Source organism: Panacibacter ginsenosidivorans, assembly GCF_007971225.1.
Taxonomy (GTDB): Bacteria; Bacteroidota; Bacteroidia; order Chitinophagales; family Chitinophagaceae; genus Panacibacter; species Panacibacter ginsenosidivorans.
The window spans coordinates 5,116,511-5,143,288 of record NZ_CP042435.1 but is presented as its reverse complement, the minus strand read 5'-3'; the positions used below and the strand labels follow the sequence as shown (position 1 = coordinate 5,143,288).

Below are 26,778 nucleotides of genomic sequence, written 5' to 3'. Positions count from 1 at the left end.
AATATCGTTCATTGATGCCATATTGCAATTGCCCTGGAAAATTCGCAAGATCAAAATTTTAGATTTATTCTGAATTTTTTTTCTTTTTTTCGTTCAGATGCCTACCTTTGCCGTCCGAAAAAATAAATAATGGCAAATCATAAAGCTACAAAGAAGGATACTCGCCAGGCAGCGAAACGCAGGGACAGAAACCGTTATTACGGTAAAACTACACGTAATGCAATACGTGACCTGAAAGAGGTAAAAGAAGAGAAAGCTTATACTGATGAACTTCCTTCTGTTATTTCTATGATTGATAAACTGGCTAAAAAAGGTATCATTCACAAAAACAAAGCAAGCAATCTTAAGAGTAAACTCTCTAAGAAAGCTGCGCTTCCCAAAGCATAATTAATTTTAGTTGTTGAATTATAATTAAAGCTGTGTTAGTCATAACACGGCTTTTTTATTTTGTTCCGGGCTTCTGTTCTTTTGGCATCGCCGGTTGTGTCACTCACTTGAGCGTTTGGAAAAATGGTCGACAGTTAACGATTGACTGTCGATAGAAGAGCAGAACGTACAAGAGTGCGACGCAACAAAAGATTAATATATATTCATCAGCCTGGCTCATAAAAACTAATTCCATTTTACTGATAGGTTACTTACACAATCATCTTACTGTTTTCTTATCATTGCATTTTAAATAAGTGCATGCATTATTTTTTTATTTTCTGGATAGGCTGGTTGGTAAGTTTCTTAGGACAATTACCATTAGGCACCATGAGTATTACCTCTACACAGATCGCTGTGCAGGAAAATTTTAAACATGCATGGCGCTATGCAATTGGTGTAGCAATCGTAGAAATTATTTATCTGCGGCTTACGCTTTTCAGTGTCAACTGGATTATGCAGCACAAACTTTTATTCCAGGTTTTAGGATGGCTTACAGTTGCGGTTTTTCTGACGCTTGGTATTATTAGTTTTGTTTCAGCGTGGAAACAAGAAACTGAAAAAAAAGCGCTATTACTTGATAACAATCTTCACCGCTTTTTGCTGGGTGTAAGTATGAGTGCATTGAACCCTGCACAAATACCTTTTTGGTTTATATGGAGTACATATTTGCTAGACAATAAAGTACTCCTGTCAAATTTTACCGAGTTTAATTTTTTCACTTTTGGTTGTGGTGCAGGAACCATCAGCGGTCTGGCACTTTACATGTATGGCGGCAACTGGCTTATTACCAAAATGAACACCAGTACAAAAACACTTAATTCTGTAATGGGCGGCATTTTTATAATAGCCGCACTGGCACAGCTTTACAGGATGATATGGGGAAAATTTATTTAGTTATTTATTACTTACTTCAACGATCAAAAATTTCAAGTAATTCGTATTCTCCATCCCCCAAACAATCGGATGATCACTTGCCTGTGCACGAAATGTAACCTGCTTTATTTTCTTTCTTGCATCTCTCGCAGCCATATCAATGACCTGCAAAAACAATTCAGGTTGCACAAGATTGGTACAACTTGATGTTACGAGAAACCCTCCATCACGCAGCAACTTCATACCACGTAAATTAATTTCCTTATAACCGGTTATTGCCTTCTGAATGGTTTCCCTGCTCTTGGTAAACGCAGGCGGATCAAGCATTACAACATCATATTGCCTGCCTTCTTTTCCCCAATTCTTCAACGCATCAAAAGCATTGATCGTTTCAAACTTGCAGATATGATCCAGTTTATTTAACTGAGCATTTTTTGTAGCTTGTGCAACCGCATTTTCTGAAATATCCAAACCATGTACACTCTTTGCACCATAATGCGCTGCATGAATTTCAAATGTGCCCGTATAAGTAAATGCACCAAGAACATCTGCACCTTTTACTATGTGTTGTATCTGTCTCCTGTTATCTCTCTGATCTAAAAAGTACCCGGTCTTTTGTCCATTTTCAATATCCACATGAAACTGCAAACCATTTTCATTGATGATGATATTTGTATCAAAAGGCTCAGATAAAAAACCCTTTTGTTGTTGCAACCCTTCCAGTTCACGAACAGGCACATCGTTTCTTTCATAGATTCCTTTGGGAGAAAATATTTTCTGCAAAGCCTTTACTATGGCAGGTTTCCACACATCAATACCCAGCGCCATTGTTTGAATTACAAAATAATCGTTGAACTTATCAATGATCAATGCAGGCATTTCATCTGCTTCACCAAATATCAGCCGACAATTTTCTGTATAACCAATTTTCTGTCGGTATTTCCAGGCTTCATTAATGCGCCTGAAAAAAAATTGTTCATCAATTTCTTCTTTCCTGCGTGTAAGCAAGCGCACCATTATCTGAGATTGCGGGTTCACATATCCCCTGCCCGCAAATTTGCCGTCGTGAAAAAAAACATCTGCAATACCACCTGCATCCACAGCGCCTTCCGTCTTTTCAATTTCATTGGCAAATATCCACGGGTGCCCGTTGGCAATACGCATTGCAATCTTTCGCTTTAGAATAACCTTTGTCATGTGGCAAAGATAATTGGCGGGTTGCAGTATTTGATTTTGATATTTAGGAACCCAACTAAAGTGCAGAAATTGGACATCGTTGCGTCGCACTTTTGTAATCCATGAACAAAGGCAAGGAGGCAATAGGCAGTGAAATTGTTCATTAAAGTTCCGAACGCACAAGTGAGTGACACAACCGGCGATGCCATAAAAACCCAAAAGCCGGCCCCAGAATTCATTTATCGCCTGCCAATATTTCCACTTAAGTATCCTTGGCAAAAAATTTGACCAATTGAATAACAATATTTAAAGTATGGAAGACAATCAAAAGCAAACCTTTGAACAGGATAATACTGTAGAAACGGCTGATTTTTCAATTAATGCTGACGAAAATGCAGCGGGCACCACGCATCTTAACGAGCCTGTAGGCAATGAGTCTGAATTAGAAAAACTAAAAGCTGATTTACAGGAACAAAAAGATAAATATGTGCGCCTATACGCAGAGTTTGACAACTTTCGCCGCCGCACAGCTAAAGAAAGAATAGAGCTGATACAAACAGCAGGCAGAGATGTTATCACGTCTTTACTGGATGTATTGGACGACTGCGACCGTGCAGAAAAACAGTTGCAGCAAACAGAAGATGTTGCCTTAATAAAAGAAGGTATACAACTGGTTTTTAACAAGCTGCGCAATAACCTGCAATCAAAAGGTGTAAAGGCAATGGAAAGTATTGGTTCTGAGTTTGACGTAGAAAAACATGAAGCCATTACGGAAATTCCGGCACCCACCCCTGCATTATCAGGTAAAGTAGTGGATGAAGTTCAAAAAGGTTATTACCTTAATGATAAGATCATACGCTTTGCAAAAGTAGTTGTGGGTAAATAATTTGAAAATTTAAAATGTGGAGATGTGAAAATGAAAAAGCGGATAACCACATAAATTCATCGACACATTAGCGCATTTAAACATTATGAAGCAAGACTATTACGAGATTTTAGGTGTCAGTAAAACAGCTACTGCCGAAGAGTTAAAGAAAGCTTATCGCAAGGTGGCTATGCAATATCACCCTGACCGCAACCCCGGAGACAAAACAGCTGAAGAAAAATTCAAACAAGCAGCGGAAGCCTATGAAGTATTAAGCGATGCTGATAAAAGGGCTAAATATGACCGCTACGGTCACCAGGCATTTGCACCAGGGCAAGGTGGTTTTGGCGGCGGCCATGCAAGCAATATGGAAGATATTTTTAGCCAATTCGGAGATATTTTTGGCGATGATATTTTCGGCAGCTTCTTTGGTGGAGGACAACGAAGAAGTGGTGGCGGTGGAAGGCCCAGAGGGATAAGAGGAAGCAACCTTCGTGTGAAATTGAAACTCACTTTTGAAGAAGCTGCAAAGGGTGTAACAAAAACCATCAAGGTTAAAAAATATGTAGGCTGTAATACGTGTGGTGGCAGCGGTGCAAAAGATAAAGGCAGTGTGCAAACCTGCAGCACCTGCGGCGGTAGCGGGCAGGTGAGAAAAGTAACTAATACTTTTCTTGGTCAGATGCAAACAGTAACAACATGCTCAACCTGTAACGGAGAAGGAACAACCATCACTGCAAAATGCGGCAACTGTAAAGGAGAAGGCCGTGTGTACGGTGAAGAAATGGTTACCGTTGATATTCCTGCAGGTGTGCAGGAGGGCATGCAGTTAAGTATGAGTGGAAAAGGTAATGCAGGTGAAAGAGGCGGTGCACCAGGTGATCTGATTATTCTTATAGAAGAAGAAGCGCATAAAGAATTGCAGCGTGATGGATTGAATGTAGCATTTGAATTGCACATCTCTTTTCCTGATGCAACATTTGGCACACAGGTAGAAGTTCCAACGATTGATGGAAGAGCTAAAATAAAAATACCGGCAGGTACACAGAGTGGAAAGATCTTTCGATTAAAAGGCAAAGGCTTTCCTGATGTAAACGGATATTCCAAAGGAGATCAGTTGGTGCATGTAAATGTGTGGACACCACAACATGTAACAACTGAAGAAAAAGAAATGCTCGATAAATTAAACAACAGCCCGAACTTTAAACCGCAACCAGGAAAAAGTGAGAAAAGTTTTTTTGACAGAGTGAAGGAAGTATTTAGTTAAATAGTTTTTTTATTTATGATACCAGCGATAGTACATGTAGCAGCTTCGTTGCGTCGCAATCTCTTCATCAGCAAAAGATAAATTGAGCAAACCAGAACAAAAGATTTAAAATAAGAAATCCCAACCATCTTTGCAGACAATTGGGATTTACAACTTTACCTTTTCCTGTAGAGCGTACGGGAATCGAACCCGTGATTCCTCCGTGAAAGGGAGGTGTCTTAACCCCTTGACCAACGCTCCATGTCCCTCATTTTTTGGGAGTGCAAAAATAGGCGCGTTTTCTATTTCGGCAAAATTTTTTTAAGCCTTATAAGTATTTTATCAATCACAAAAATAACATGCGAGCTGCAACTCAATGCTCATAAGGATTACAGAACGATGAACGTAATGCGACGCAACAGAAGCTTAATGCTTGTACTAACGTCTGTAAACAAAAAATATCATGTTTTTTCACTTCAATACTTGTAAATTCGCATCGCTTTTAATAAAATATAAACAATAAAACATGAGCACAGTAAAAGTTGCAATCAACGGATTCGGAAGAATCGGCCGTTTGGTATACAGACAGATATTTAACATGGAGGGGATTGATGTTGTTGCGATAAATGATCTTACTAGTCCAAAAGTATTAGCACATCTTTTAAAATATGATAGCGCACAGGGCCGCTTTAATGAAGAGGTTTCTGCTACAGAAAATTCAATCATTGTAAAGGGTAACGAAGTAAAAATATATGCACAAAAAAATCCTGCTGAAATTCCATGGGGCCAGCATGATGTAGATGTTGTTTTGGAATGTACAGGTTTCTTCACAGATAAAGCAAAAGCAGAATTACATCTTACTGCAGGCGCAAAACGCGTTGTTATTTCTGCACCTGCTACAGGAGATCTGAAAACAATTGTATTCAATGTAAACCATAGTATTCTTGATGGCAGCGAAACCGTGATCAGTTGTGCATCCTGCACTACCAATTGTCTTGCACCAATGGCCAAAGTGCTTGAAGATACATTTGGTATTGTTAATGGTTTAATGACTACTATTCACGCTTACACAAACGATCAGAATACACAGGATGCGCCGCATCCCAAAGGTGATCTTCGCCGTGCACGTGCAGCAGCACAGAACATTGTACCAAACAGCACCGGGGCTGCAAAAGCAATTGGTCTTGTACTGCCTTCATTGAAAGGCAAACTGGATGGTTCTGCTCAGCGTGTTCCAACTATCACAGGCTCTTTAACTGAATTGACTGCGGTTCTTGGTAAGAAAACAACCGTTGAAGAAGTAAATGCAGCAATGAAAGCAGCAGCAAATGAAAGCTTTGGTTATACCACAGATGAAATTGTAAGCACAGATGTTATCGGCATCACCTATGGTTCTTTGTATGATGCAACACAAACACGTGTGCAAATAGTTGGCGATGTTCAATTAGTACGCACAGTTAGCTGGTACGATAATGAAATGAGCTATGTAAGCCAGTTAGTACGCACAGTACATTATTTTGCAGGTTTAATAAGCAAGTAATTTTTGTTGCACAACAGTTGTGCTTATGGCATCGCCTGTTGTGTCACTCACTTGAAGGTTCAGATCTTTATTCAACATAAACCGCGGAGACGCAGAGACGCTGAGAGTTTTTAATTTTATTATTTCTCTGCGCCTTTAAGTCTTTGCGGTTTTTATTTACAAATAATAAATCATAATCATGAGCAAATTCTCTGATCATAATTTTGCAAATGAAAAAGCATTGATCCGCGTAGATTTCAATGTGCCTTTAGATAAACAAACTTTTGCTATTACAGATGACAGCAGGATGCGTGCAGCAGTACCCACTATAAAAAAAATACTGGGGGATGGCGGCAGCGTAATTCTTATGAGTCATCTTGGCCGCCCCAAGGAAGGACCAGAAGATAAATATTCATTGAAACATATTGTAGCACACTTAAGCGATTTACTAGGTGGCGTTGCTGTTGAATTTGCCGATGATTGCATTGGTCAGCAGGCTACAGATAAATCTGCAGCATTAAAACCAGGACAAGTATTGTTGCTGGAAAATCTCCGTTTTTATAAACAGGAAGAAAAAGGTGATGAAGCATTTGCAGAAAAATTATCAAAGCTTGGTGATGTTTATGTGAATGATGCATTTGGCACAGCTCACCGTGCACATGCATCTACAGCAGTAATTGCAAAATTCTTTCCCGGCGATAAAAAAATGTTTGGCTTATTAATGGAAAGTGAAGTGATCAGTGCAGAGAAAGTATTGCACCAATCAGAAAAGCCATTTACAGCTATTATTGGTGGCGCAAAGGTTTCAGATAAGATTCTCATTATTGAAAATTTATTAGAACGAGCAACGGATATCATCATCGGTGGTGGCATGGCTTACACATTTATGAAAGCAAGAGGTGGAAAGATTGGTAATTCATTATGCGAAGAAGATCGCCTGGATACAGCAAGTGAGCTTCTGAAAAAAGCAATAGTAAAAAATGTAAGCATCCATCTACCTGAAGATTCTGTAATTGCAGACAAGTTTGCGGCAGATGCAAATACCAAAACATGCATGAGTGATGCAATACCAGATGGATGGATGGGTTTAGATATTGGTCCTAAAGCATGCGGTGTATTTTCTGAAGTGATCAGGAACTCTAAGACCATTTTATGGAACGGACCAATGGGTGTTTTTGAAATGGAAAAATTCCAGGCTGGCACCAAAGCAATTGCAGATGCGGTAGCTGAATCAACACAAAACGGTGCTTTCTCTTTAGTAGGCGGTGGTGATAGTGTTGCTGCTGTTAACCAGTTTGGTTATACTGACAAGGTAAGTTATGTAAGCACCGGTGGTGGCGCAATGCTTGAATATTTTGAAGGCAAGGTATTGCCAGGCATTGCAGCTATTAATGAATAACAGGTGGGTACAAAAGATTCTGCGACTAGATTTTTAAAAATCTATTCGCAGTTTTATTTATAAGCTATAATGTATTTACTAAATATGCCTAGATTAAAACGGCTCATGTAAACATATATTCAATTCAATCTTCTTTTGATACAGTTCATTCAGATACATTTTTTGAAAGGCATATTATGAATATATCTTTACGCAAGAAATAAAACACCGAAGAATTCATAGTTAAGAAATTAAGTTGGATTTGGATAATGGAAAGCAACCTATGGAACAAAAGAAAAGAAAGTGGCTCCGTAAAGCCACTTTATTTTTATTATTTTATTGCTCATGCTTTTCAGAAAGTTGAAGTGAGTGACGCAACGGAAGTTTAATAGTAGTGCTATAGCTAAGTACATAAACAGTATAAAAAACCCGTTCTATCAATGAACGGGTTTTTTAATTTAATAATTATATAAGATTACTTATCAGCACCACCATCTGAACTACTTAAGTTGAGTGGATAACCATAGGTGCCTTCATAACCAGGGTAAATACCTTCGAGTCTTACAGTGCCGCCCTGTGCATTATTTAAAATTGCTTTTAAGTCCTCAACAGTTTTTACTTCCTGTCCGTCTACACTAGTAATTACAAAACCTTCCTGCATGCGTGTATTTTTCAAAATACCATCGCCCAGTTTCTTTACAAGTACACCGCCAGCTATGTCATTTTTCTGAGCAGTAGCTTTATCCAGATTTACCAACTCAGCACCACCAAGATTATCAAGAGCTGATTCTTGTTTTACTGCCTCATAATTACCAGCCTTGTTTTTAAGTGTAATTGCAGCTGTATTCTCTTTACCATTTCTTACGAAAGTAATGGTTACTTTATCGCCTGGTTTATAACGGGCAACCTGCTCCTGCAATTCAGGGCCACTGTTCACTGCACTTCCATTAATCTTTGTAATAAAATCACCCTTCTGAATACCAGCCTGTTTAGCAGCACCATCATCGGCTACACCATTTATAAAAACTCCTTCACCGTCTTTAATACCCATTTCTTTTTTCTTTTCTTCGGGAAGATCATCTGGTGGATAAGAAATACCGATATAAGCTCTTTGTACAGCACCAAATTTCATAAGATCTCCAACTATCTTTTTTACAATATTTACAGGTATTGCATAAGAATAGCCAGCATAAGAACCTGTTGGTGAAGCAATGGCAGAGTTAATACCGATCAATTCACCATTTGTGTTTATCAAAGCCCCGCCGCTATTACCCGGGTTAACTGCCGCATCTGTTTGTATGAATGATTCTATTGGACGATCGCCTTTATTTATACCAATAGAACGCGATTTGGCACTCACAATACCGGCAGTTACGGTAACATCAAGATTTAATGGATAACCAACAGCTAATACCCACTGACCAAGTTTTACATCATCACTATTACCCCAAACCATATAAGGAAGGTTGCCTGCGCCATCTATTTTAATAACAGCAAGATCTGTGTTAACGTCTGTGCCAATTACTGTTCCCTTGTATGTTTTTCTGTTAGTTGTGGTTACCGTAATTTCATCAGCTCCTTCAACTACATGGTTATTGGTAACGATGTACCCGTCATTGCTAACAATTACACCACTGCCGCTTGCGCGTTGTTCAGGTATTACCATGTTACGCGGGCCTCCAAAAAAATCAGAGAAAGGATCATCATCGCCAAAAAGGTCAGAGAAAGGATTTTTACGTTTGTTATTATTGGCAACCTGCTTTTCTTTTGTATGTGTTTTTATGTGTACTACTGCAGGGGTAGATGCTGTTGCAGCTGCGGTAAAATCAACCGGACCAACAGGAGCATTATCCTTATCAAAAAAACCGGCATAGTTTACGGGAAGTTTTCCGTTGTCCTGCTGTATTCCGGAAGAGCTATTATGATCTGCAAACTTAGCATAGCCCCAAACACTCAAAATAGCGGTAGTAGCACTAATAAAAACTACCAATAAAATGTTTTTGAGTTTCATTGTCATTTAGATTTTGTTTTATCGTTTAGTGTCAAATTTTATTCCTGTTCTGATAACAAAGTAACAAAGCGGTTTAATCGTCAGTTGTTAAGCTATCCCTTTTAACATAAAATTGACGAAAGCTATCGTAGTTCTGTCATTCTTTCTTTTATTTAAAAGGATAAATTTCTGTTTGATGACAAAATATGTCATGCTTACAAACAATCTCTGATAAATCCATCTGTAAAATTAAATAAAGAAAGTATGTTCAAAGAGATTAAAGTTTGCTCAAAAAAAGCAAAGTATCTTTCCCATCTGCATAATCAGTTAATGATGGGAATTGTGCCCTGCCAAAAGGGATAAACCCATGCCCTGTTATACATTGAATATCCGCAATTTTACTGAGGCTTCTTTTTAGTACCATGGCATCCTCAAAAAAACTGTAGTTAACCTGGCTTACCGGTGCAAATAAGGAATCATTTTCAGTAAGAAGGAGAGACCCATCCGTCATATAAAATTTGTTATTCATTATAAGTAATGCTAACTGGTAATCATAATTGTGTTTATACTTGTAAAACTCCATAAACCTGTCGTACTTTTTTATGGTACTTAATAACGGCACAAAATCATAATTCCTGGGGATATACAACTTGGTGATGTTTCTGCAACCAAGACCAAAATACAATTGCATATCGTCGGTTAGTAATTCAAGTTCTTCAGGTGATTCGCTCCCATCAAGTATTGCAACAGATGTTTTATTTTTTCTGATGATAGAAGGATATTTTCCAAAGTAATATTCGAAATACCTGCCGGAATTATTACTGCCGGTAGCTATATAAGCATCGCAATCTTTCAGTGTTTCTGCCAGTGATATTAATTGGTGAATGCTTCCTTCCCATTCATTCATCTTATTAATGAGGTGTTTTATTAAAATAACGTCCTTTGAAGAAGGCTTAATAACTGCGGTATGACCACTTATAAATACACTCAGCAGATCATGAAAACCCACCAACGGAATATTGCCTGCCATTACAATCCCAACAGTTTTAGGAGATTTATTTTCTGCAGGGATATTATAATAATCTACCCAGGCTTTTAGTTTATCTTCCTGCAAAAAATCATTTGCAATATTTGCTACTGCCAGATCAATAAATTCGGGAATAAACCACGGGTTTTCGCGGTATGCATTTTCTTTTACCAATTCAAATTCATTATTTCCATTTTGCATATATTCGCCAAGGTGAACCAATAAATCTATTCTTTGTGATAACTGCATGTAAAATATTTAAGCTGCTTAACTATATTTGAATTACAAACACTATTTAAAACTTCAAAATTAAATATACTATGGCTATAAAAATTACTGAAGAATGTATTAACTGTGGTGCCTGCGAACCAGAATGTCCAAACAATGCAATTTACGAAGGCGGTGTTGAATGGGCCATTTCAGATGGTACTACTATTAAAGGCCCATTTACATTGATGGACGGAACTGTTGTAGACTCAGATCAACGCTTTGAACCAATAAGTGTGGATACATATTTTATTGTTCCCAATAAATGTACAGAATGCCAGGGTTTTCATGAAGAACCACAATGTGCTTCTGTATGTCCTGTAGATTGTTGTGTGCCCGATGAAATGTACAAGGAAACAGTTGAAGAGTTACTGGCAAAAAAAGACAGGATGCATATATAATTGTGCATAACTAATGTCAAAATTTTAAGGTAGATTTTCTTGGTTTATTCAATGAAATTTCTACCTTTCCTATACAAAGAACTGTTGCGAAAGCAGCAATTAACAAGCGGGTGATATTTCCCGTAGTAGAGGTGAAGGGTCAGTAGTCCTTCACCTTTTATTTTTTTGTAATTAATTAATTTTATCTGGAGGTCCGGGCAAAAACCTATTAATCAAACTTTGTGCGTCGCACACTTCAGCACCTTTATATCTTTCATCTTATTTATACAGAAGTTGTAATTTTTATGTATTTAGCATTTATTATTTCATTCAAATCATAATGTTTTTACTGCAGCGTCAAGTACAAATTGTACAAGAGTACGACGCAACTAAGTTTAATAGCAGTATATAGCCGGGCCCCAAGTATAGTTCTTCATTAATTTTATTTGAATGATTGTTAAATATTCATAAAACAACATCCTGCAAAGGTTACTAAACGGCCGGGATGTCATTAATAAGATGGACTATTGTTATATTTATACTTGAATGCGATTGACTAAAAGAATATTATCCTTATTAACAATCTTTTTTATATTTTTCTGTGTACCCAAAACCTCAAATGCACAGAATGGCACCGGTATATATGATACGATAAGAGTTGATGCGTGCATAGAGGCAAATGGAGATACTATCCCCTGCTCATGGCTTGATCCTGCTTATGTGTATGCCAAACTAACCGGCAAATGGAAAAAGAAATATGCCGAATGGACGCGTTTGCGTAATGCAGTTTATGTTACTTATCCCTACGCAATCGAAGCTTCAAAGGTTATGAACAACATCAACGCACGATTAGAAGGTGTAAGTGATAGAAGCAAACGTAAAGCAATTATTAAATCGCAGGAAAAAGAACTCAAATCAAAATTTGCAGATAAGCTTACACAACTTTCAGTTTACCAGGGAAAGGTTTTAATGAAACTAATCTACCGTCAAACCGGCAATAACTGCTATGAAATTATTGAAGAATACAAAGGCAGTTTCAATGCAAGTTTCTGGCAGACCATTGCGTTGATCTTTGGGAGTAACCTTCGCCAGAATTATGAACCAGCAGGGAAAGATGAGGTTATGGAAATGATAGTAAAAGATGTTGAGAAGATGTATGGTGTAAAAGGATAATAATAATTCCCCTTTGATTCTTTCCTGGATAAGCATGTTTCTGGTTCTCTCCTTTCGACTTTATCAACTTATCTTGCATTCCGAAAAAATTTTCTTTTATATGAAAGTGGACATACTTGCTTTTGGTGTTCATCCAGATGATGTTGAATTAGGCTGCTCGGGAACATTGATTGCTTCTGCAGCTGCAGGAAAAAAAGTGGCGGTTATTGATCTTACCGGTGGTGAACTTGGTACAAGGGGAACCATTGAAACAAGAAAAACAGAAGCTGCTGATGCAGCTAAAATAATGCGGCTTTCTGCCAGAGAAAATCTTTTTATGGCAGATGGTTTTTTTCAAAACGATGAAACAAATATTCGTAAAGTAATTACTGTTATAAGAAAATATAAACCTGAAATAGTTTTATGTAATGCACCTGAAGACCGGCACCCGGATCATGGGCGCAGTTCAAAACTTGTTGCCGATGCAGCCTTTCTTTCTGGTCTTAGAAAAATTGAAACAAGTATAAACGATATTCAACAAGAGCATTGGCGGCCATCTTATGTTTTTCATTATATACAGGACAGGTATCTGAAACCTGATTTTGTATTTGACATTTCAGCTTACTTTGAGGAAAAGATCAAATCAATTCTTTGCTACAAGACGCAATTTAATACTACTGATACAAGCGAACCAGAAACATACATTTCAAATCCGGATTTTCTTGAAACAATCAAAGGAAGAGCACTGATGTTTGGCAAAAGAATAGGGGTAAAATACGCAGAAGGATATTTATCGGCTAAAACACCCGGGGTTTCAAACTTTGATGCTTTTATTCAACAAGTAACATAAGCAATAAGAATATAATATCATACATTAACTAAACATAATTCGGATAACTGACGAAATAAGTGCACCTTTGCAACCGAATCATTTTAGTCAGTAATTTTATTTTGATCATGCAAGCTCCAAAATTCGCGCACACATCCCAATCTTTCCACGTAGAACTGAAAAACCGCATCAACGATTATTTTGCAAATACAGGTAAACCAACAACAGGAGGTATAAGATTATTTGGTAAAGCAGCTTTTTTGCTGATTACTTTTTGTTACCTCTACATTCAATTAGTTTTCTTTACTCCATCTGCTCCATGGGCCATATTATTAAGTATTTTATTAGGCGCATGCACAGCAGCTATTGGCTTTAACGTTATGCACGATGGTGGCCATGGTAGTTTTAGTAAATATCCATTTGTAAATAAATTTGCCGCTATAACTGCGGAAGTTTTAGGTGCAAGTCATTTTATGTGGAACATGAAGCACAATGTTATACATCATGCATATACAAATGTTGATGGTGTGGATGATGATATAGATGCTAAACCTGTACTTCGAATGGCTTCAACGCAGAAACGTTACAAATTGCATAAATTTCAACATTTATATTTTTGGATATTTTATTGTTTTCTTCATCTCTATTGGGTTATGATGAGTGACTACAGGAAATATTTTGCCGGAAAGATTGGCGATATTCCTTTGAAAAAAATGAGTGTAAAAGATCATATCACTTTCTGGGGTTTTAAAATATTGCACTACTCATTGTTCATTGTTATACCAATAGTAAAACTGGGCTTTACAGATTGGCTGATAGGCTATCTTTCTTTCACTGTTGTTGCAGGTTTTATTCTAAGTATTGTTTTCCAGCTTGCACATACTGTAGAACATACCGAATTTCCCGTGCCTGATGCAGCTACAAACAGGCTGGAAGATGAATGGGCTATTCACCAGTTGAAAACAACTGCCAATTTCGCTACAAAAAGTCGTTTTGTATCGTGGTTTGTTGGCGGGCTTAATTTCCAGATTGAACATCATTTGTTTCCTAAAATTTCGCATATACATTATCCGCAGATCAGCCGCATTGTGAAACAGGCATGTCATGAGTACGGTGTAGTGTACGTAGAATATCCAAGACTTGACCAGGCGGTGGCTTCCCATGTTGCATTTCTGAAACAAATGGGCAGGGCATAACTTCTAAATAATATTTCTTTTGTGTAAAAGCCGTTCATTTAATGAACGGCTTTTACTTTTTCTAAATAGACCCATAATATTATAATTGCAAAAGAGTGCGACGCAACAGAAGCCTGATAGCAGTATTAAAGATCGGCTCCCTACAGAAATCAAAAGATTTATTATCAGGAGTGCAATATTTTAACGGCTTCTTACTTTTATTTACACAAAGCTTATATAACTTACATAAAACGTTGAGCAAACATTTTATCCATTAAAGATGATACATTTTAAATACACAAGCATTTTACTTTTAATACCAGTATTAATTACATCACTTTTTAGTTGTAATAATGCAACTCAGAAACAAAAGGAAGATGCCTCTGTTATTATTGAGCACACAAAAGTTGCAGGCGCGATATCATGTGCATACGGGCTCTCACCAAACGATAGTGCAGTATTTATGAATGGTGGTGGCGCAGATTTCAAAGAAACTGTTGCAAATACTACTACACCAACTGAAACCGCACCTGAAGGAATGGTTTGGATACCAGGTGGCGAATTTAGCATGGGTGGCGTAAACCCTGTAGGCATACAAGACGGTGGCTTTGAAACCATGAACGATGCAAGACCTGTTCACCGTGTATATGTCGACGGTTTTTACATGGATGCATCTGAAGTAACCAATGCAGAATTCGCAGCCTTTGTAAAAGCTACTAACTATATTACAGTTGCAGAAAGAAAACCAACTAAAGAAGAATTCCCAGATGCTCCTGAAGATAAATTGATTGCAGGTTCTGTGGTATTTTCTCCACCTGCAGGAAAAGTAAGTCTTACTGATTATTTACAATGGTGGAGCTATAAGGATGGTGCCGACTGGCAACACCCGCTTGGCAAAGGCAGCTCCATAAAAGGAAAAGAAAATTACCCTGTTGTACATATTAGTTATGAAGATGCTGAAGCTTATGCAAAATGGGCAGGTAAACGATTGCCAACAGAAGCTGAATGGGAATTTGCTGCACGTGGTGGCAAATCAGGCAACCTATATGCATGGGGCAATGAACTAAAACCTGGAGGCAAATGGCCCGCTAATATTTTTGAAGGTTCTTTTCCGGATAAAGATGCAGCAGACGATGGTTATGCGGGCATTGCACCTGTAAAACAATTTGCACCAAATGGGTATGGCTTATATGATGTAGCCGGGAATGTTTGGGAATGGTGCAGCGACTGGTACACACCCGATTATTATCAACAATTATCAACAACCGGCGTTGCAAGGAATCCTCAGGGCCCCGCAAATTCTTATGATCCGGCGGAGCCGGGTTTAAAGAAGAAGGTTCAACGCGGTGGTTCATTCTTGTGTACCGATCAATATTGCACACGCTACATGGTAGGCACAAGAGGCAAAGGGGAATACAGGTCTGCCACCAATCATATTGGTTTTCGCTGCGTGCAGGACTATGTAAAGAAATAATTGAAACAATTCAAGAAAGTCCTTGTAACCAGCTTTTGTACTACTATTAAGCGCCGGTTGTGTCACTCACTTGTACGTTCAGAAATATAGTGAGCATTTAAAAATTATTTTTTGCGTAAAGATCAAATGCACACGAGTGCGACGCAACAGGTGACGCCACACAATACAAAAGTTTGGCTCATAAAAAAAGGAAACCATTTTAGTTTCCTTAATCTATTTTATGCCGTGCTTGCTGTTGTTTATTTCTTCTCTACAGAACCTGCTGCTTTATTGGCATTCTGGCTCCACTCAAGACTGATAGCAGATTTTTCGATCTTAATATAGCTACCCGGGCTTGTTTCAAGATCTATAGTTCCATCTTCATTTACTTTGTTGATCTTGCCATGTATACCTGCAATGGTTACGATCTTATCCCCTTTCTGCATGTTCTCGATATATTTTTTCTGATCCTTTGCTTTCTTGGCCTGTGGACGTATCATAAACAACCAGAAAACAAGAATAATGGCGCCCATCATAAGAAAGGTAGGTAACGGACTTTGGTCTGCTCCGGTTCCTGTTTGAGGAGCCATTAGTAATACTGTGTTCAAAAGATTCATCGTTGCTTTTTTATATGTTATTGTGTTAAGAACTTTTCTTAGTGCTGTCTTTGCTTTCCGCAGGAGGATTTACGGTTCCTGTAAAGGTTAAACGTGGCGAAGCATTCAGCGTATTTGTTTGCACGGCAATTGATTTGTGTACTTCACCAGGATTGCCATGATTACTGTCAAATTCTGCATTTACTTCCCCGGTTTTACCCGGCATAATAGCAGCCTTGGTATAGTCAGCTACGGTGCAACCACAGCCAGGGCGTACAGAATAAATAAATAAAGGTTTATTGCCCGTGTTAGTGCAGGTATATTTTATATGCACTTTCTCCCCTTTAACAACAGTGCCGAAATTAACCGCAGTATCATTCCATTTTACCGTAGTAAAATTGGCAGAATCTGTGGCGACATCTGCAGGTGCTTCTTTGGCTGCAGCATCGCCTGAATTACAGGAATAAAAAATTATCAGCAGCAACAAGGGAAGAATAAAAAAAAGAACCCTTTTCATTTGTTTAATTTTTTTTGTTTTGGTCAAACAGAATTCGCTAAATAATCTTTCCGGCTTCGGATAAGCATTATCATAGCTCATTTCATAATTAATTATTTTGAGCGCAAATGTAAGCGATTCCTTACATCAGGCTTTTTGTTTAAAATCAATTTTATGAATTTTATCCTGGCTTAGCAGTTCCTTATGTATGCTGTCGAGAATACCATTTACAAACTGCCCACTTTGCGGTGTGCTGTATTCTTTTGCCAGGTCTATATATTCATTGATGGTAACCTTTGGTGGTATCGTTTCAAAATAAAGAAACTCACATACACCCATTTGCATAAGTATCATATCAAGCGCGGCTATTCTTTCTGAATCCCAGTTTTTGAGTTTGGGTTTTATAAGTTCCAAGGCGTAATCTTTTTTATTAAATGTTGTTACCAGCAGGTCTTTTGCAAATTTCCATTTCTCCTCTCCCACCATTTGCTGCAGGCTGTAAGATCCAGGCTTTTGGAGGTAATTTAGCATTAGCTGGTCCATCATTTCAGCATCGTCATCCCAGTTGGTGAAATGTTCTTCTATATGCTGAATAAAATCTTCGTTGGGCAACATAAGATTCGTAAAAATAAAAATAAGCATGTCTTTTTCTGCTTTCTTATCACGCCCTTGTGCAAGAATGTATTGCTTGTAATTATCAGTAGCAGCCAGCTCATTGTAGGTTTTTTTTACCTGGTCTTCCGTATCAGGAAAAGCTAATGTACGGGTAGCTTTTTCTTTTTTAAAAGACTCATTTTCCAGGATACGCCAAAGTAATTCATTTCCCGAAATCTTGGTATTTACATTTTTGTCTGCTGCCGATGGCAGGTTTCTTAATGCACGCTGTTTTGCATCTTTTTCTGCATAGCGTGCCACTTCGGTAATAAAGTACAACAGGTAAACAAAAAGGCCCGTGGTAAGATCAAGACTCTTTTTTAAATTATCTACGGGATTAATTTTATCCTGCGCACCATCTATTGCTTGAAGCGCGTACAGTTCCTGCATTACTTTAACACGTATATTTCTTCTGCTGATCATTCAGGAAAGAGCTTTTTTTGAGGCTGCGAAGATAGGGATTTCATCCTAAACAGGATATCGGGAAATCTTGATAGTGAGATATTGATTTGGGTACAGGCTTTGGTAATGCTATTGAACTTCGTTGTGTCACTCACTTGTACGTTCGGAAGAAAAGGCAACAAGGCAATGAGGCAATAGGCAAAGAGTCTTCTATTGCTATCTGTTCATTTGTATTCAATAGCACAAGAGTGCGACGCAAGGAACGATGCACATTGAATTAATAGTTGGGATCAAAAAAACTATTACACTTTTTTTACCAATACAATGTAAGTAGGAAAGTGATCACTATAACCGCCGCGATACGTATTGCCATCCCATGTGCGCATAGGATAACCGCGATACTTACCATTATTCTCGATCATGTATTGTTTATTAAAAATATGCTGATGAAAATAAAAATAACCATCCTGGTTTTTGTTTAGCCATGAATAACCGATGATGATCTGGTCAAACAATCCCCATGCATCCTGGTAGGCAAGTGTGCCATAACCTTTCTTATACATCTCCACCCATGGATTAAAGAGGCCGCCAGGTTGCACCTCATTAATTTTTCCTTTTGCATGCAACACTTGTGTAAGGCTTGGACTGATAGGATCGTCATTTAAATCGCCCATGATAATGATCTTTGCACTGGCATCAGTTTTTTGTATAGAGTCTGCGAAATCTTTACAAACCTGCGCTGCTGCTGCGCGGCCAGGAGCACTGCGTTCTTCTCCACCCAACCGACTTGGCCAGTGGTTAACAAAAACATGAACAGTTTCGCCATTCAGTTTTCCTTTAACCCATAATACATCTCTGGTAAAAATATTTTCTTTTGCACCGGCTGGCAAGCGCACAAAAAGTTTTTTACTGTCTTCTACTTTAAAATATTTTGGATTATAAATCAGTGCCACATCTACACCACGCAGGTCTTTAGAATCGTAATGAACAAATTTATATTGACGGCCACTGAGCAATGGCTCTCTTATAAGATCATTTAACACAGTATCATTTTCAATTTCAGCAGCACCGAGAATCGCAGGCCCATCAGGATTCATATCTGTTCCTATTTGAGAGATAACTGTAGCAAGGTGATGAACTTTGCTGTTGTAAATAGTACTGTTGTAATTTTTTTCTCCTTTTGGTGTAAACTCATTATCATTAATGACAGGGTTGTCTATAGTATCAAAAAAGTTTTCGAGGTTATAAAACGCAATCACCTCAGCTTTATAGTTTTGTTTCTGCGCCTGAACTGTATAAAAAAAGATAAGGGATAAAATTAGCGTTGATACTATTTTCATGCGGGTGAAATGTGTACGCAAACATACAACAGTGTTGCTTTTGCGGAATTAAGAAATAATTATAAATAGCTGAGCTCTTTGTACAAATAATATACATGTATAGTTTTGTTGAGATACCAAAAACTCTGTATGCGAAAACTAATCCTAATCCCATTGTGCTGTATCTTTTTTGTATCCTTTGCCCAAAATAAAGATTCAACATCAGTGGCAGACAGTTCACTTTACGAACTAAAAGATAATGCACTGGATAACCTGCCTGTGATCTCTTTAGACGACAATGATTTTTCAGATGCAGGGCCACAAAATGTTTCTTCTGTTTTAAATGCAGGAAGAAATCCTTTCTTTTCAGCGGCAGCTTATAATTTCAGTGCGCTTCGTTTTAAGATCCGCGGATATGATGCAGATCTTTCTGCAACATTTATGAATGGTATTCCAATAACGAACCTTGATAATGGTTTTACACCTTTTGGTTTATGGGGCGGATTAAATGATGTAATGCGCAACCGCGATATGGCTATTGGGTTAAGACCGGGCACGTTTGCTTTTGGTGCACCAGGTACCAGTACAAGCATTGATGCAAGAGCAAGTAAGCAACGCAAACAAACCAGTTTTAGTTATGCATACTCTAACCGCAGCTATAATCACAGATGGATGCTTACACACAGCACAGGCATTAATAAAAAAGGATGGGCATTTTCTTTTTCAGGCAGTCGCCGCTGGGCCGATGAAGGTTATGTACCCGGCACTTATTATGATGGGTGGAGTTATTTTTTTGCTGTAGATAAAAGGGTGGGGCAAAGAAATATGCTTTCACTTGCAGCGTTTGGAGCGCCTACAGAGAATGGAAGGCAAGGTGCTGCTGTTACCGAAATGCAGGAACTGGCGGGCACGCATTTTTACAATCCTTATTGGGGATACCAAAATGGCAAAAAAAGAAATGCAAGTGTGGGTAAAACTAACCAACCTGTATTTATACTTACACATGAGTTCAGGATAAACGACCATACTTCACTACTGACAGCAGCAGGGTATTCATTTGGTAAAAGAAGCATAAGTGGTGTTGACTGGTATAATGCACCGGACCCAAGACCTGATTATTATCGTTATTTGCCAAGCTTTCAAACAGATCCTGCAATAAAAGATATAGTAACAGGTCTTTTAAAGAATAATGAAGCCAACAGGCAAATAAACTGGCAAAATTTTTATGATGTAAACAGGGATAACAACGAAACAATTTACAATGCTGATGGTATTGCCGGAAATAATGTTACCGGGCATCGTGCATTGTATATTTTATCCGACAGAGTTACTGATACAAAAAAATTTAATTTTAATTCAACACTTAATTCCAGCTTTAGCGATCATCTTGATTTTACTGCCGGGCTAACAGTGCAATCTCAAAAAAATATTTATTACCAGCAAATAGATGACCTGTTGGGTGGTGAATTTTATGTTGACCTTAACCAGTTTGCAGAAAGAAGTTTTCCGGGTAACAACAACGCAGCGCAAAATAACCTGGATCACCCCAACGGGCTTGTAAAGGTGGGAGAAAAGTATGGATATAATTACGACATCGATGTTATAAGAACTGCAGCATGGGCACAAACATCTTTTAAATACAATAAATTAGATTTCTTTCTTGCAGGTGAAGTTTCACAGAATGTTTTCTGGCGAAAAGGAAATGTAAGGAATGGATTATTTCCTGATGATTCTTATGGCAAATCAGACATAAACTATTTTGTAAACTTTTCTTTTAAAGGGGGCTTTACCTATAAGCTTAATGGCAGAAATTATTTATATGTCAACGCCGCTTATAGCACCAGAGCTCCATTCTTTGAGAATGCCTATATAGCACCCAGAACAAGAAATATTGAACAGGATGATCTTACTTCAGAAATAATACAAACAGCAGAAGCAGGCTATATACTTAATGCACCAAAACTTAAGATAAGGCTGAATGGTTATTATACATCATTCAGGCATGGGTTTAACGTGCTCACATTCTATCATGAAACTTATCAGAATTTTGTCAACTATGCATTAAGCAATATTGATAAACTTCATTTCGGTGGCGAATTTGGTTTTGAAGCCAAAGTTGCCCGCAACCTTACCGTAAATGCCGCAGCAGCTGTTGGCCGCTACTATTACAACAGCAGGCAAAACGCAGTTGTATCGCTAGATAATACCGCAGAGATACTGGATAAACAAACAGTGTATTCTGAAAACTACAGGATTGCTGCAACGCCACAGGAAGCTTATAGCTTAGGCTTTACTTACCGTTCACCAAAATTTTGGTTCTTAAGTTTAACGGGCAATTATTTTGACCAGATGTGGCTCGACTTTAATCCCATACGAAGAACCGCAGCAGCAGTGGAGGGTGTTGATCCAAAAAGCACGCAATGGCAGGAAATCATAGACCAAACGAGACTAAAAGCTGCATATACAGTCGATTTCTTTGGTGGTTATTCCTACAAGATCAGCAGAACAACACAAAAACTTAAACCCATGTACCTGGTATTTAATGTTGGTATCAATAACCTGCTAAATAATAAAAATATAGTTACCGGTGGTTATGAACAACTGCGTTTTGATTTTGATACAAAAGATCCTAACCAGTTCCCGGCCAAATTATATTATGCGTATGGTTTAAATTATTTCGCCAGTGTTACATTAAGATTTTAGTGTTATTCAAATTCAGGAAATAAAAAAGGCAGGTTGGATTTTTTGGGAGCAAGACTGCATTACTGCTATAAAGCCTTACTTGCGTCGGACTCTTCAGGGTTTTGTTCTTTGTTAAGCAATGTTCCGAACGTATAAGTGAGTGACACAACCGGCGATGCCCAGAGACATAAAGCCGATATTCAAATTAACCTTTAAAAAAATTATTCAATGCAAATTCATTTTATGAAAAATAGATTAAAGTGTTTCTTATCGTTTACGAGCCTTGCAATTGTTGCAGTATGCATCACAGTTTCCTGTAATAAAAAATTTGATGAACCCCCTGTTTATACAGCACCTGATATAATACCGGATCTAACCATCAGCGATCTTAAAGCCATGCATGTAAGCGGAAAATTTGAACAAATAACAACAGATAAAACAATTGGCGGAATAGTAGTTGCCGATGACCGTACTGGTGAGTTTTATAAAACAATTGTAATAGAGGATGAAACAGGTGGCATAAGTGTAAAACTTGATGCGTATGATCTTTATACAAAATATCCTGTTGGCAGAAAAGTATATATAAAAGTAAAGGATCTTTATCTCGGCGATTATAACAAACTTATTGAAATAGGCGGTGGCGTTGACAATACAGGTTCTTCACCAAGATTGGATGAGATACCTTCTGTGCTAATAGATAAATATGTAATAAAAGGAACGCTTGATAATGCAGTAACACCAAAGGTGGTAACAGTAGATGAATTAGATGACTCTTACCAAAACATGCTGATACAACTCGACAACTATGAATTTGCTGTAGCGGATACTTCAAAAACTTATGCAAAGCAAGACCTTAGTTCCAGCGCAGTAAATTTTACGTTACAAAGTTGTTCGGATAAGTCTATTATACTTCGCAACAGCAGCTATGCAGATTTTGCAGGATACAAAGTGCCCGGTGGCAATGGTTCTATTATTGCCATTTATACAGTATTTGGTACTACCAAACAATTAAACATACGCGATACATCAGATGTAAAATTTTATGGTGCCAGATGTGGCAGCGGTGGTACCGGCGCTGTGGTTGACATTGCAACCATCAAATCATTTTATAATGGCAGTGATGTTACACTTGGTTCTTATAAAATAGGAGGTGTGGTTATTTCAGATGCTGTTGCTAAAAATATTTCTTCGGGTAATATTGTTTTACAGGATAAAGATGCGGGTATTAAATTATATTTCGGAAGCAGTGCAGCAACTGCAAACTTTAGCATTGGAGATTCACTGGTAGTAGATGTTACAGGCGGCACATTGCAGGATTATAATGGTTCCAAGGAAATATCATTGTCTTCTTCTGCACTACCATCGGTTGCAATAGCTACAGGCAAAACAATAACACCAAAAGCGTTAACAATTGCAGAGATCGCCACACAATTACCCGACATAGAATACACACTCGTTACAATAAAAGATGCAACAGCAACCAGTGGCATTTACAGTGGCAATAAAACATTAACCGATGCAAGTGGTTCTATGACACTCTACACTTCTTCAACTGCAACATTTGCAGGCGATGCATTACCCACAACAGCAAAAACATTTACCGGTTACTGCACACTTTTTGGCAGTACAAAGGAGATGATGTTGCGTAACACAAATGATGTAACTGATGGTGAAGCCCCACCACCAACAGGCGATACACTTATCATCTCAGAATATGTGGAAGGTTCTTCTAACAATAAGTATTTGGAAATTTATAATTCAGGAAGCGGCGCAGCAGATCTTTCTAAATACACAGTCAAAATGTACACCAATGGTGCAATCACTGCTTCATCAACTGCAGTACTGGATGCAGTTACAGGCCTCGGTACATTACCCGCAGGCGCAGCCATTATATTAAAAAATTCCGGCGCTGCATTAACATTACCTGCTGCTGTTACAGCTTACAATTCCGGGGTATGTGGGTTCAATGGCGATGATGCTGTTACATTAGAAAAAGATGGAGTGGTAGTAGATGTATTCGGTCTTGTTGGTATAGACCCGGGAGATAGCTGGACCATCAACAGTGATGCCGCTGCCACAAAAGATAAAACAGTGAGAAGACAGGCAGGCATTACACATGGCAACACAGACTGGGCAAGTTCTGCTGCTACAGAGTGGGATGTAATATCAACAACAGATGATGTAAGCAATCTCGGTACACGTTAACCGAATATTCAAATATTTTGAAAACTTCACTAAAATTTAGTGAGTTTTCATTTTTTATGTACCCAACTGCCGAATAAAACGGCATCACCTGTTGCGTCGCACTCTTGTACAGTTAATGCTATAAGCAGCTTTATTGAAGCGGAACATGGCAGTAGTAAAAAAACGAAAGTTGCCGATTTTCAAATGCAACATAATTTGTATTAATTCTCAATATTTTTTTATAGATTTATTTTGCTAATACAAAATTTAGCTGTGATTATTGACAAATCATGAACGCAGAAATTCAGGCATATAATAACGACCAAACAACAGTTAACAAAGAAATCTGTAACCTTCTCGCAGTTACAATAGACAACGAACTGACTAAAGCAGAAAGCAAAATCTGGCACGCTCACCCTGTTTGGTTTTTAGACGGTAATCCAATTGTTGGCTACAGTAAACAGAAAGCAGGAATGCGTTTGATGTTTTGGAGTGGCGCAGGTTTTGAGGAAGAAAATTTAAATGTGGCAGGTGGGAAATTTAAAGACGCTTCTATTTTCTATACTGTTCCTGAACAAATCAATACAAAGGATCTTAAACGCTGGCTGAAAAAATCAAAAGAAATTCAGTGGGACTATAAAAACATAGTGAAAAGAAAAGGTAAATTAGAAAGATTGAAATAACTTGAAGTTGTAAGTTAAATATAAGATATGAACACCACAGAAAAACACGATGAGCGTATTGCGAAAATGACATTCGCTTCTGTGTATCCTATGTACATCGCAAAAGTGGAGAAGAAAGGCAGAACGAAAGAAGAATTGCATCAAATAATTAAGTGGCTGACTGGCTACGATGAAAAAAAACTACATGACCTGATCGAAAAAAAAGTAACTTTTGAAACATTCTTTCAGCATGCAAAATTAAACGCAAATGCGCACCTGATTACTGGTTTAATTTGTGGCTACCGGGTGGAAGAAATAGAAAATACTTTAACACAACAGGTAAGATATCTGGATAAGTTGGTAGATGAATTGGCTAAAGGTCGTAAGATGGAAAAGATCCTGCGTGTTGCATAGTTTGTTTTATCTTTTGAAAAGTTTAGTCTATTAGCAACTTCACAAACACCTTGCTCCGCAAATTTAAGTTGCAGGCAAAGAATATGTTTTCCTGTGGCACCATTTTGGGAGCAATTACTGTAAACACTAACTTATGGAACAAAACAAAAAAATATCTTCAGACCTGCAGGATTCAAAAAGAGATAAACAATATCTTAAGAAAGAAGAAACGACAATAGATATTCCCGACGTAAAAGATATACCCGGGCAGGAACATATACATGTGCCCAAAATGAAAGAAATGATTGATACAACAATTTCTTCTGATGATGAAGAAGGTAAAGGTTTATTTGAGGAAGATGAATTAGATGCAGAAACCAATGTATCAGCCGAAGAAAAAGAGCTATTACAAAGCAGCAGCGAAAGTATGGCAGGCGAAGATGATGAAGCAAGAAAAAATATTGTACTTGATAATACTGATGAAGACGGTGAATTATTAAATGTACAAAATGATATATCCGGAGATGATCTTGATGTTCCTGGTGCGGAACTTGACGATGCTGATGAAGCAACAGGCAATGAAGATGAGGAAAATAATACTTACAGTTGGGGACAATAATCCATAAAGTCTGGTTTCAATAAAAAAGTTCCGTATGCGGAACTTTTTTATTTTATTCAGGTGAACCGGCCAATGTTTTTCATGGCATCGGCTGTGGTGTCACTCACTTGTGCGGTTGGGGTTGTAATTGGGCAGTTGCCGGTGAAAAAGTTTTGTATATTTTTGAGTTAGCGGCAAGCTTAAATGACCACATGGACAATCAACTTAAACTTTTAATTTCCTTGTACGAAGAAGAAAAGGTTCAACTCCAAAAACTGATTCACGAGTGTTTAGGTGAAACTGAATATTTACTGGCTCATTATCATTCACAAGCTTTATATCAATTAAACGGCAGGCTTCAGACTTTAAAGAATATTGACGACAAACTCTTTGACCAGAAAGATTTTAGACAAAGAAGAATTGACAGCCTACAAAAACGAATTGAGGTCGAAAGTTCAGATTATATGAAGGAGCATTATGTGAAAGACCTTCAACGGGCTAATGAAGAATTAGAAAAACTAAATCAAATTCCCAAACCGGCGACATCATCAGGCAACGAAACTTTATTTGACGAAACTCTAAAAAAGCTTGTAGACAAGAAAATTAAAAACCTAAAGCTAATTCTAAAAAAAGCAGACAATTTATTCTTAGGATTTAGGTATTCAAAGAAAATACTAAAAGTAACATTGCCGTATGTTAAACAGCATACAAAAAAGTGGATACTTTATGACGACAATATAAACTCTTTTAAAAATTTAGGGTTCAACTTAACAGAAAGTGAAACAAAACTTATCTTGACACTTACTGGCGACAAAGACGAAATCCTGAACAGATTGAAATTAGTTTTATCAAAAGTAGTTTTTGAAATTTTTTATTTTAAAGAGTTTGACAATGAAAGCTTCATTGAATTCACGGACAAAGCCAGCCGCTAACGTGGGCTTTGCCCTCTCAGCCTATTCAGGGCAAATGAACGGATGTGCTGTATATCATCCGTTCTTGACTTTTTTGTTACTTTTTGTGTTAAGACAAAAAG

24 protein-coding genes and 1 tRNA gene are annotated in these 26,778 nt (G+C 37.8%); 17 read left to right on the top strand and 8 right to left on the bottom strand.

Features of this window, described 5'->3' with window-relative positions:
• Positions 1-129: 129 nt before the first annotated feature.
• Entirely contained in the window at positions 130-387 is a 258-nt protein-coding gene (gene rpsT / locus FRZ67_RS21765; RefSeq protein WP_147192673.1) for a 30S ribosomal protein S20, read from the top strand.
• A gap of 300 nt (positions 388-687) precedes the next feature.
• Positions 688-1,323, top strand: coding sequence for a LysE family translocator (locus FRZ67_RS21760; protein ID WP_147192672.1), 636 nt, complete (start codon positions 688-690; stop codon positions 1,321-1,323).
• On the opposite strand, the gene FRZ67_RS21755 is transcribed toward FRZ67_RS21760, so the two are convergent.
• On the bottom strand, positions 1,324-2,499 hold the full coding sequence (locus tag FRZ67_RS21755; RefSeq protein WP_147192671.1) for a class I SAM-dependent rRNA methyltransferase: 1,176 nt from the start codon (positions 2,497-2,499) through the stop codon (positions 1,324-1,326).
• Positions 2,500-2,791: 292 nt separating this feature from the next.
• On the opposite strand from FRZ67_RS21755, the gene FRZ67_RS21750 reads away from it, so the two are divergent.
• Complete coding sequence (locus FRZ67_RS21750; RefSeq protein WP_147192670.1) at positions 2,792-3,364, top strand: nucleotide exchange factor GrpE; 573 nt, start codon at positions 2,792-2,794, stop codon at positions 3,362-3,364.
• Between the two features lie 85 nt (positions 3,365-3,449).
• Positions 3,450-4,610 carry a molecular chaperone DnaJ gene (gene dnaJ, locus FRZ67_RS21745; RefSeq protein WP_317131453.1) on the top strand — a complete coding sequence of 387 codons (1,161 nt, stop codon included), beginning with the start codon at positions 3,450-3,452 and terminating at the stop codon, positions 4,608-4,610.
• Positions 4,611-4,778: 168 nt separating this feature from the next.
• On the opposite strand, the gene FRZ67_RS21740 is transcribed toward dnaJ, so the two are convergent.
• Positions 4,779-4,850: transfer RNA gene (locus tag FRZ67_RS21740), tRNA-Glu, on the bottom strand.
• Positions 4,851-5,115: 265 nt separating this feature from the next.
• Between FRZ67_RS21740 and gap the strand changes: the two genes are divergently transcribed.
• Both gap and FRZ67_RS21730 read left to right on the top strand, forming a co-directional pair.
• The gene (gene gap / locus FRZ67_RS21735) at positions 5,116-6,129 is read left to right on the top strand and encodes a type I glyceraldehyde-3-phosphate dehydrogenase (RefSeq protein WP_147192668.1); all 1,014 of its coding nucleotides are present in this window, start codon (positions 5,116-5,118) and stop codon (positions 6,127-6,129) included.
• A gap of 178 nt (positions 6,130-6,307) precedes the next feature.
• Positions 6,308-7,507 (top strand): phosphoglycerate kinase, encoded by a 1,200-nt coding sequence (locus tag FRZ67_RS21730; RefSeq protein WP_147192667.1) that lies wholly within the window; start codon positions 6,308-6,310, stop codon positions 7,505-7,507.
• A gap of 454 nt (positions 7,508-7,961) precedes the next feature.
• Here the strand turns inward: FRZ67_RS21730 and FRZ67_RS21725 are convergent, their stop codons facing one another.
• Complete coding sequence (locus FRZ67_RS21725) at positions 7,962-9,497, bottom strand: Do family serine endopeptidase (RefSeq protein ID WP_147192666.1); 1,536 nt, start codon at positions 9,495-9,497, stop codon at positions 7,962-7,964.
• A gap of 256 nt (positions 9,498-9,753) precedes the next feature.
• A complete protein-coding gene (locus FRZ67_RS21720) occupies positions 9,754-10,752 on the bottom strand; it encodes an aldehyde dehydrogenase family protein (RefSeq protein ID WP_147192665.1) in 999 nt (332 codons plus the stop codon).
• Between the two features lie 71 nt (positions 10,753-10,823).
• On the opposite strand from FRZ67_RS21720, the gene FRZ67_RS21715 reads away from it, so the two are divergent.
• The 5 genes from FRZ67_RS21715 (at position 10,824) to FRZ67_RS21695 (ending at position 15,780) form a co-directional block, all read left to right on the top strand.
• Complete coding sequence (locus FRZ67_RS21715; RefSeq protein WP_147192664.1) at positions 10,824-11,171, top strand: 4Fe-4S dicluster domain-containing protein; 348 nt, start codon at positions 10,824-10,826, stop codon at positions 11,169-11,171.
• 525 nt (positions 11,172-11,696) lie between these two features.
• Positions 11,697-12,323 carry a DUF4294 domain-containing protein gene (locus FRZ67_RS21710; RefSeq protein ID WP_147192663.1) on the top strand — a complete coding sequence of 209 codons (627 nt, stop codon included), beginning with the start codon at positions 11,697-11,699 and terminating at the stop codon, positions 12,321-12,323.
• Positions 12,324-12,423: 100 nt separating this feature from the next.
• The gene (gene bshB1, locus FRZ67_RS21705) at positions 12,424-13,152 is read left to right on the top strand and encodes a bacillithiol biosynthesis deacetylase BshB1 (RefSeq protein ID WP_147192662.1); all 729 of its coding nucleotides are present in this window, start codon (positions 12,424-12,426) and stop codon (positions 13,150-13,152) included.
• Between the two features lie 107 nt (positions 13,153-13,259).
• On the top strand, positions 13,260-14,327 hold the full coding sequence (locus FRZ67_RS21700; protein WP_147192661.1) for a fatty acid desaturase family protein: 1,068 nt from the start codon (positions 13,260-13,262) through the stop codon (positions 14,325-14,327).
• A gap of 259 nt (positions 14,328-14,586) precedes the next feature.
• Complete coding sequence (locus FRZ67_RS21695) at positions 14,587-15,780, top strand: formylglycine-generating enzyme family protein (RefSeq protein WP_147192660.1); 1,194 nt, start codon at positions 14,587-14,589, stop codon at positions 15,778-15,780.
• Positions 15,781-16,019: 239 nt separating this feature from the next.
• Here FRZ67_RS21695 and yajC read toward each other — a convergent pair whose 3' ends face one another.
• From yajC to FRZ67_RS21675, 4 genes are all read right to left on the bottom strand, one after another.
• Positions 16,020-16,376, bottom strand: coding sequence for a preprotein translocase subunit YajC (gene yajC / locus FRZ67_RS21690; protein ID WP_225975434.1), 357 nt, complete (start codon positions 16,374-16,376; stop codon positions 16,020-16,022).
• Between the two features lie 25 nt (positions 16,377-16,401).
• Positions 16,402-16,872: a DUF1573 domain-containing protein gene (locus FRZ67_RS21685; protein WP_158638429.1), complete on the bottom strand. Its 471-nt coding sequence runs from the start codon at positions 16,870-16,872 to the stop codon at positions 16,402-16,404.
• A gap of 126 nt (positions 16,873-16,998) precedes the next feature.
• Positions 16,999-17,928: a transcription antitermination factor NusB gene (gene nusB, locus FRZ67_RS21680; protein WP_147192658.1), complete on the bottom strand. Its 930-nt coding sequence runs from the start codon at positions 17,926-17,928 to the stop codon at positions 16,999-17,001.
• 281 nt (positions 17,929-18,209) lie between these two features.
• Positions 18,210-19,247 (bottom strand): endonuclease/exonuclease/phosphatase family protein, encoded by a 1,038-nt coding sequence (locus FRZ67_RS21675; RefSeq protein ID WP_147192657.1) that lies wholly within the window; start codon positions 19,245-19,247, stop codon positions 18,210-18,212.
• A 129-nt stretch (positions 19,248-19,376) separates the two neighbouring features.
• Between FRZ67_RS21675 and FRZ67_RS21670 the strand changes: the two genes are divergently transcribed.
• From FRZ67_RS21670 to FRZ67_RS21645, 6 genes are all read left to right on the top strand, one after another.
• Positions 19,377-21,929 (top strand): TonB-dependent receptor domain-containing protein, encoded by a 2,553-nt coding sequence (locus tag FRZ67_RS21670; protein WP_147192656.1) that lies wholly within the window; start codon positions 19,377-19,379, stop codon positions 21,927-21,929.
• Positions 21,930-22,151: 222 nt separating this feature from the next.
• On the top strand, positions 22,152-24,113 hold the full coding sequence (locus FRZ67_RS21665) for a DUF5689 domain-containing protein (RefSeq protein WP_158638428.1): 1,962 nt from the start codon (positions 22,152-22,154) through the stop codon (positions 24,111-24,113).
• Positions 24,114-24,382: 269 nt separating this feature from the next.
• Positions 24,383-24,775, top strand: coding sequence for a DUF1801 domain-containing protein (locus FRZ67_RS21660; RefSeq protein ID WP_147192654.1), 393 nt, complete (start codon positions 24,383-24,385; stop codon positions 24,773-24,775).
• A gap of 27 nt (positions 24,776-24,802) precedes the next feature.
• A complete protein-coding gene (locus tag FRZ67_RS21655) occupies positions 24,803-25,168 on the top strand; it encodes a DUF2200 domain-containing protein (RefSeq protein WP_147192653.1) in 366 nt (121 codons plus the stop codon).
• Between the two features lie 133 nt (positions 25,169-25,301).
• Complete coding sequence (locus tag FRZ67_RS21650) at positions 25,302-25,766, top strand: hypothetical protein (protein ID WP_147192652.1); 465 nt, start codon at positions 25,302-25,304, stop codon at positions 25,764-25,766.
• Positions 25,767-25,957: 191 nt separating this feature from the next.
• On the top strand, positions 25,958-26,677 hold the full coding sequence (locus FRZ67_RS21645) for a hypothetical protein (RefSeq protein WP_147192651.1): 720 nt from the start codon (positions 25,958-25,960) through the stop codon (positions 26,675-26,677).
• The last annotated feature ends 101 nt before the right edge of the window (positions 26,678-26,778 follow it).

Excerpts from the sequence above, each read along its gene's own strand:
- nusB (WP_147192658.1), bottom strand. The coding sequence starts at position 17,928 with ATGATCAGCAGAAGAAATATACGTGTTAAAGTAATGCAGGAACTGTAC.
- FRZ67_RS21725 (WP_147192666.1), bottom strand. The coding sequence starts at position 9,497 with ATGAAACTCAAAAACATTTTATTGGTAGTTTTTATTAGTGCTACTACC.
- FRZ67_RS21650 (WP_147192652.1), top strand. The coding sequence starts at position 25,302 with ATGGAACAAAACAAAAAAATATCTTCAGACCTGCAGGATTCAAAAAGA.
- FRZ67_RS21665 (WP_158638428.1), top strand. The coding sequence starts at position 22,152 with ATGAAAAATAGATTAAAGTGTTTCTTATCGTTTACGAGCCTTGCAATT.
- gap (WP_147192668.1), top strand. The coding sequence starts at position 5,116 with ATGAGCACAGTAAAAGTTGCAATCAACGGATTCGGAAGAATCGGCCGT.
- FRZ67_RS21700 (WP_147192661.1), top strand. The coding sequence starts at position 13,260 with ATGCAAGCTCCAAAATTCGCGCACACATCCCAATCTTTCCACGTAGAA.
- FRZ67_RS21695 (WP_147192660.1), top strand. The coding sequence starts at position 14,587 with ATGATACATTTTAAATACACAAGCATTTTACTTTTAATACCAGTATTA.
- FRZ67_RS21675 (WP_147192657.1), bottom strand. The coding sequence starts at position 19,247 with ATGAAAATAGTATCAACGCTAATTTTATCCCTTATCTTTTTTTATACA.
- FRZ67_RS21755 (WP_147192671.1), bottom strand. The coding sequence starts at position 2,499 with ATGACAAAGGTTATTCTAAAGCGAAAGATTGCAATGCGTATTGCCAAC.
- dnaJ (WP_317131453.1), top strand. The coding sequence starts at position 3,450 with ATGAAGCAAGACTATTACGAGATTTTAGGTGTCAGTAAAACAGCTACT.
- bshB1 (WP_147192662.1), top strand. The coding sequence starts at position 12,424 with ATGAAAGTGGACATACTTGCTTTTGGTGTTCATCCAGATGATGTTGAA.
- FRZ67_RS21720 (WP_147192665.1), bottom strand. The coding sequence starts at position 10,752 with ATGCAGTTATCACAAAGAATAGATTTATTGGTTCACCTTGGCGAATAT.
- FRZ67_RS21750 (WP_147192670.1), top strand. The coding sequence starts at position 2,792 with ATGGAAGACAATCAAAAGCAAACCTTTGAACAGGATAATACTGTAGAA.
- FRZ67_RS21660 (WP_147192654.1), top strand. The coding sequence starts at position 24,383 with ATGAACGCAGAAATTCAGGCATATAATAACGACCAAACAACAGTTAAC.
- FRZ67_RS21670 (WP_147192656.1), top strand. The coding sequence starts at position 19,377 with ATGCGAAAACTAATCCTAATCCCATTGTGCTGTATCTTTTTTGTATCC.
- FRZ67_RS21715 (WP_147192664.1), top strand. The coding sequence starts at position 10,824 with ATGGCTATAAAAATTACTGAAGAATGTATTAACTGTGGTGCCTGCGAA.
- FRZ67_RS21645 (WP_147192651.1), top strand. The coding sequence starts at position 25,958 with ATGGACAATCAACTTAAACTTTTAATTTCCTTGTACGAAGAAGAAAAG.
- FRZ67_RS21760 (WP_147192672.1), top strand. The coding sequence starts at position 688 with ATGCATTATTTTTTTATTTTCTGGATAGGCTGGTTGGTAAGTTTCTTA.
- rpsT (WP_147192673.1), top strand. The coding sequence starts at position 130 with ATGGCAAATCATAAAGCTACAAAGAAGGATACTCGCCAGGCAGCGAAA.
- FRZ67_RS21710 (WP_147192663.1), top strand. The coding sequence starts at position 11,697 with ATGCGATTGACTAAAAGAATATTATCCTTATTAACAATCTTTTTTATA.
- FRZ67_RS21730 (WP_147192667.1), top strand. The coding sequence starts at position 6,308 with ATGAGCAAATTCTCTGATCATAATTTTGCAAATGAAAAAGCATTGATC.
- FRZ67_RS21655 (WP_147192653.1), top strand. The coding sequence starts at position 24,803 with ATGAACACCACAGAAAAACACGATGAGCGTATTGCGAAAATGACATTC.
- yajC (WP_225975434.1), bottom strand. The coding sequence starts at position 16,376 with ATGAATCTTTTGAACACAGTATTACTAATGGCTCCTCAAACAGGAACC.
- FRZ67_RS21685 (WP_158638429.1), bottom strand. The coding sequence starts at position 16,872 with ATGAAAAGGGTTCTTTTTTTTATTCTTCCCTTGTTGCTGCTGATAATT.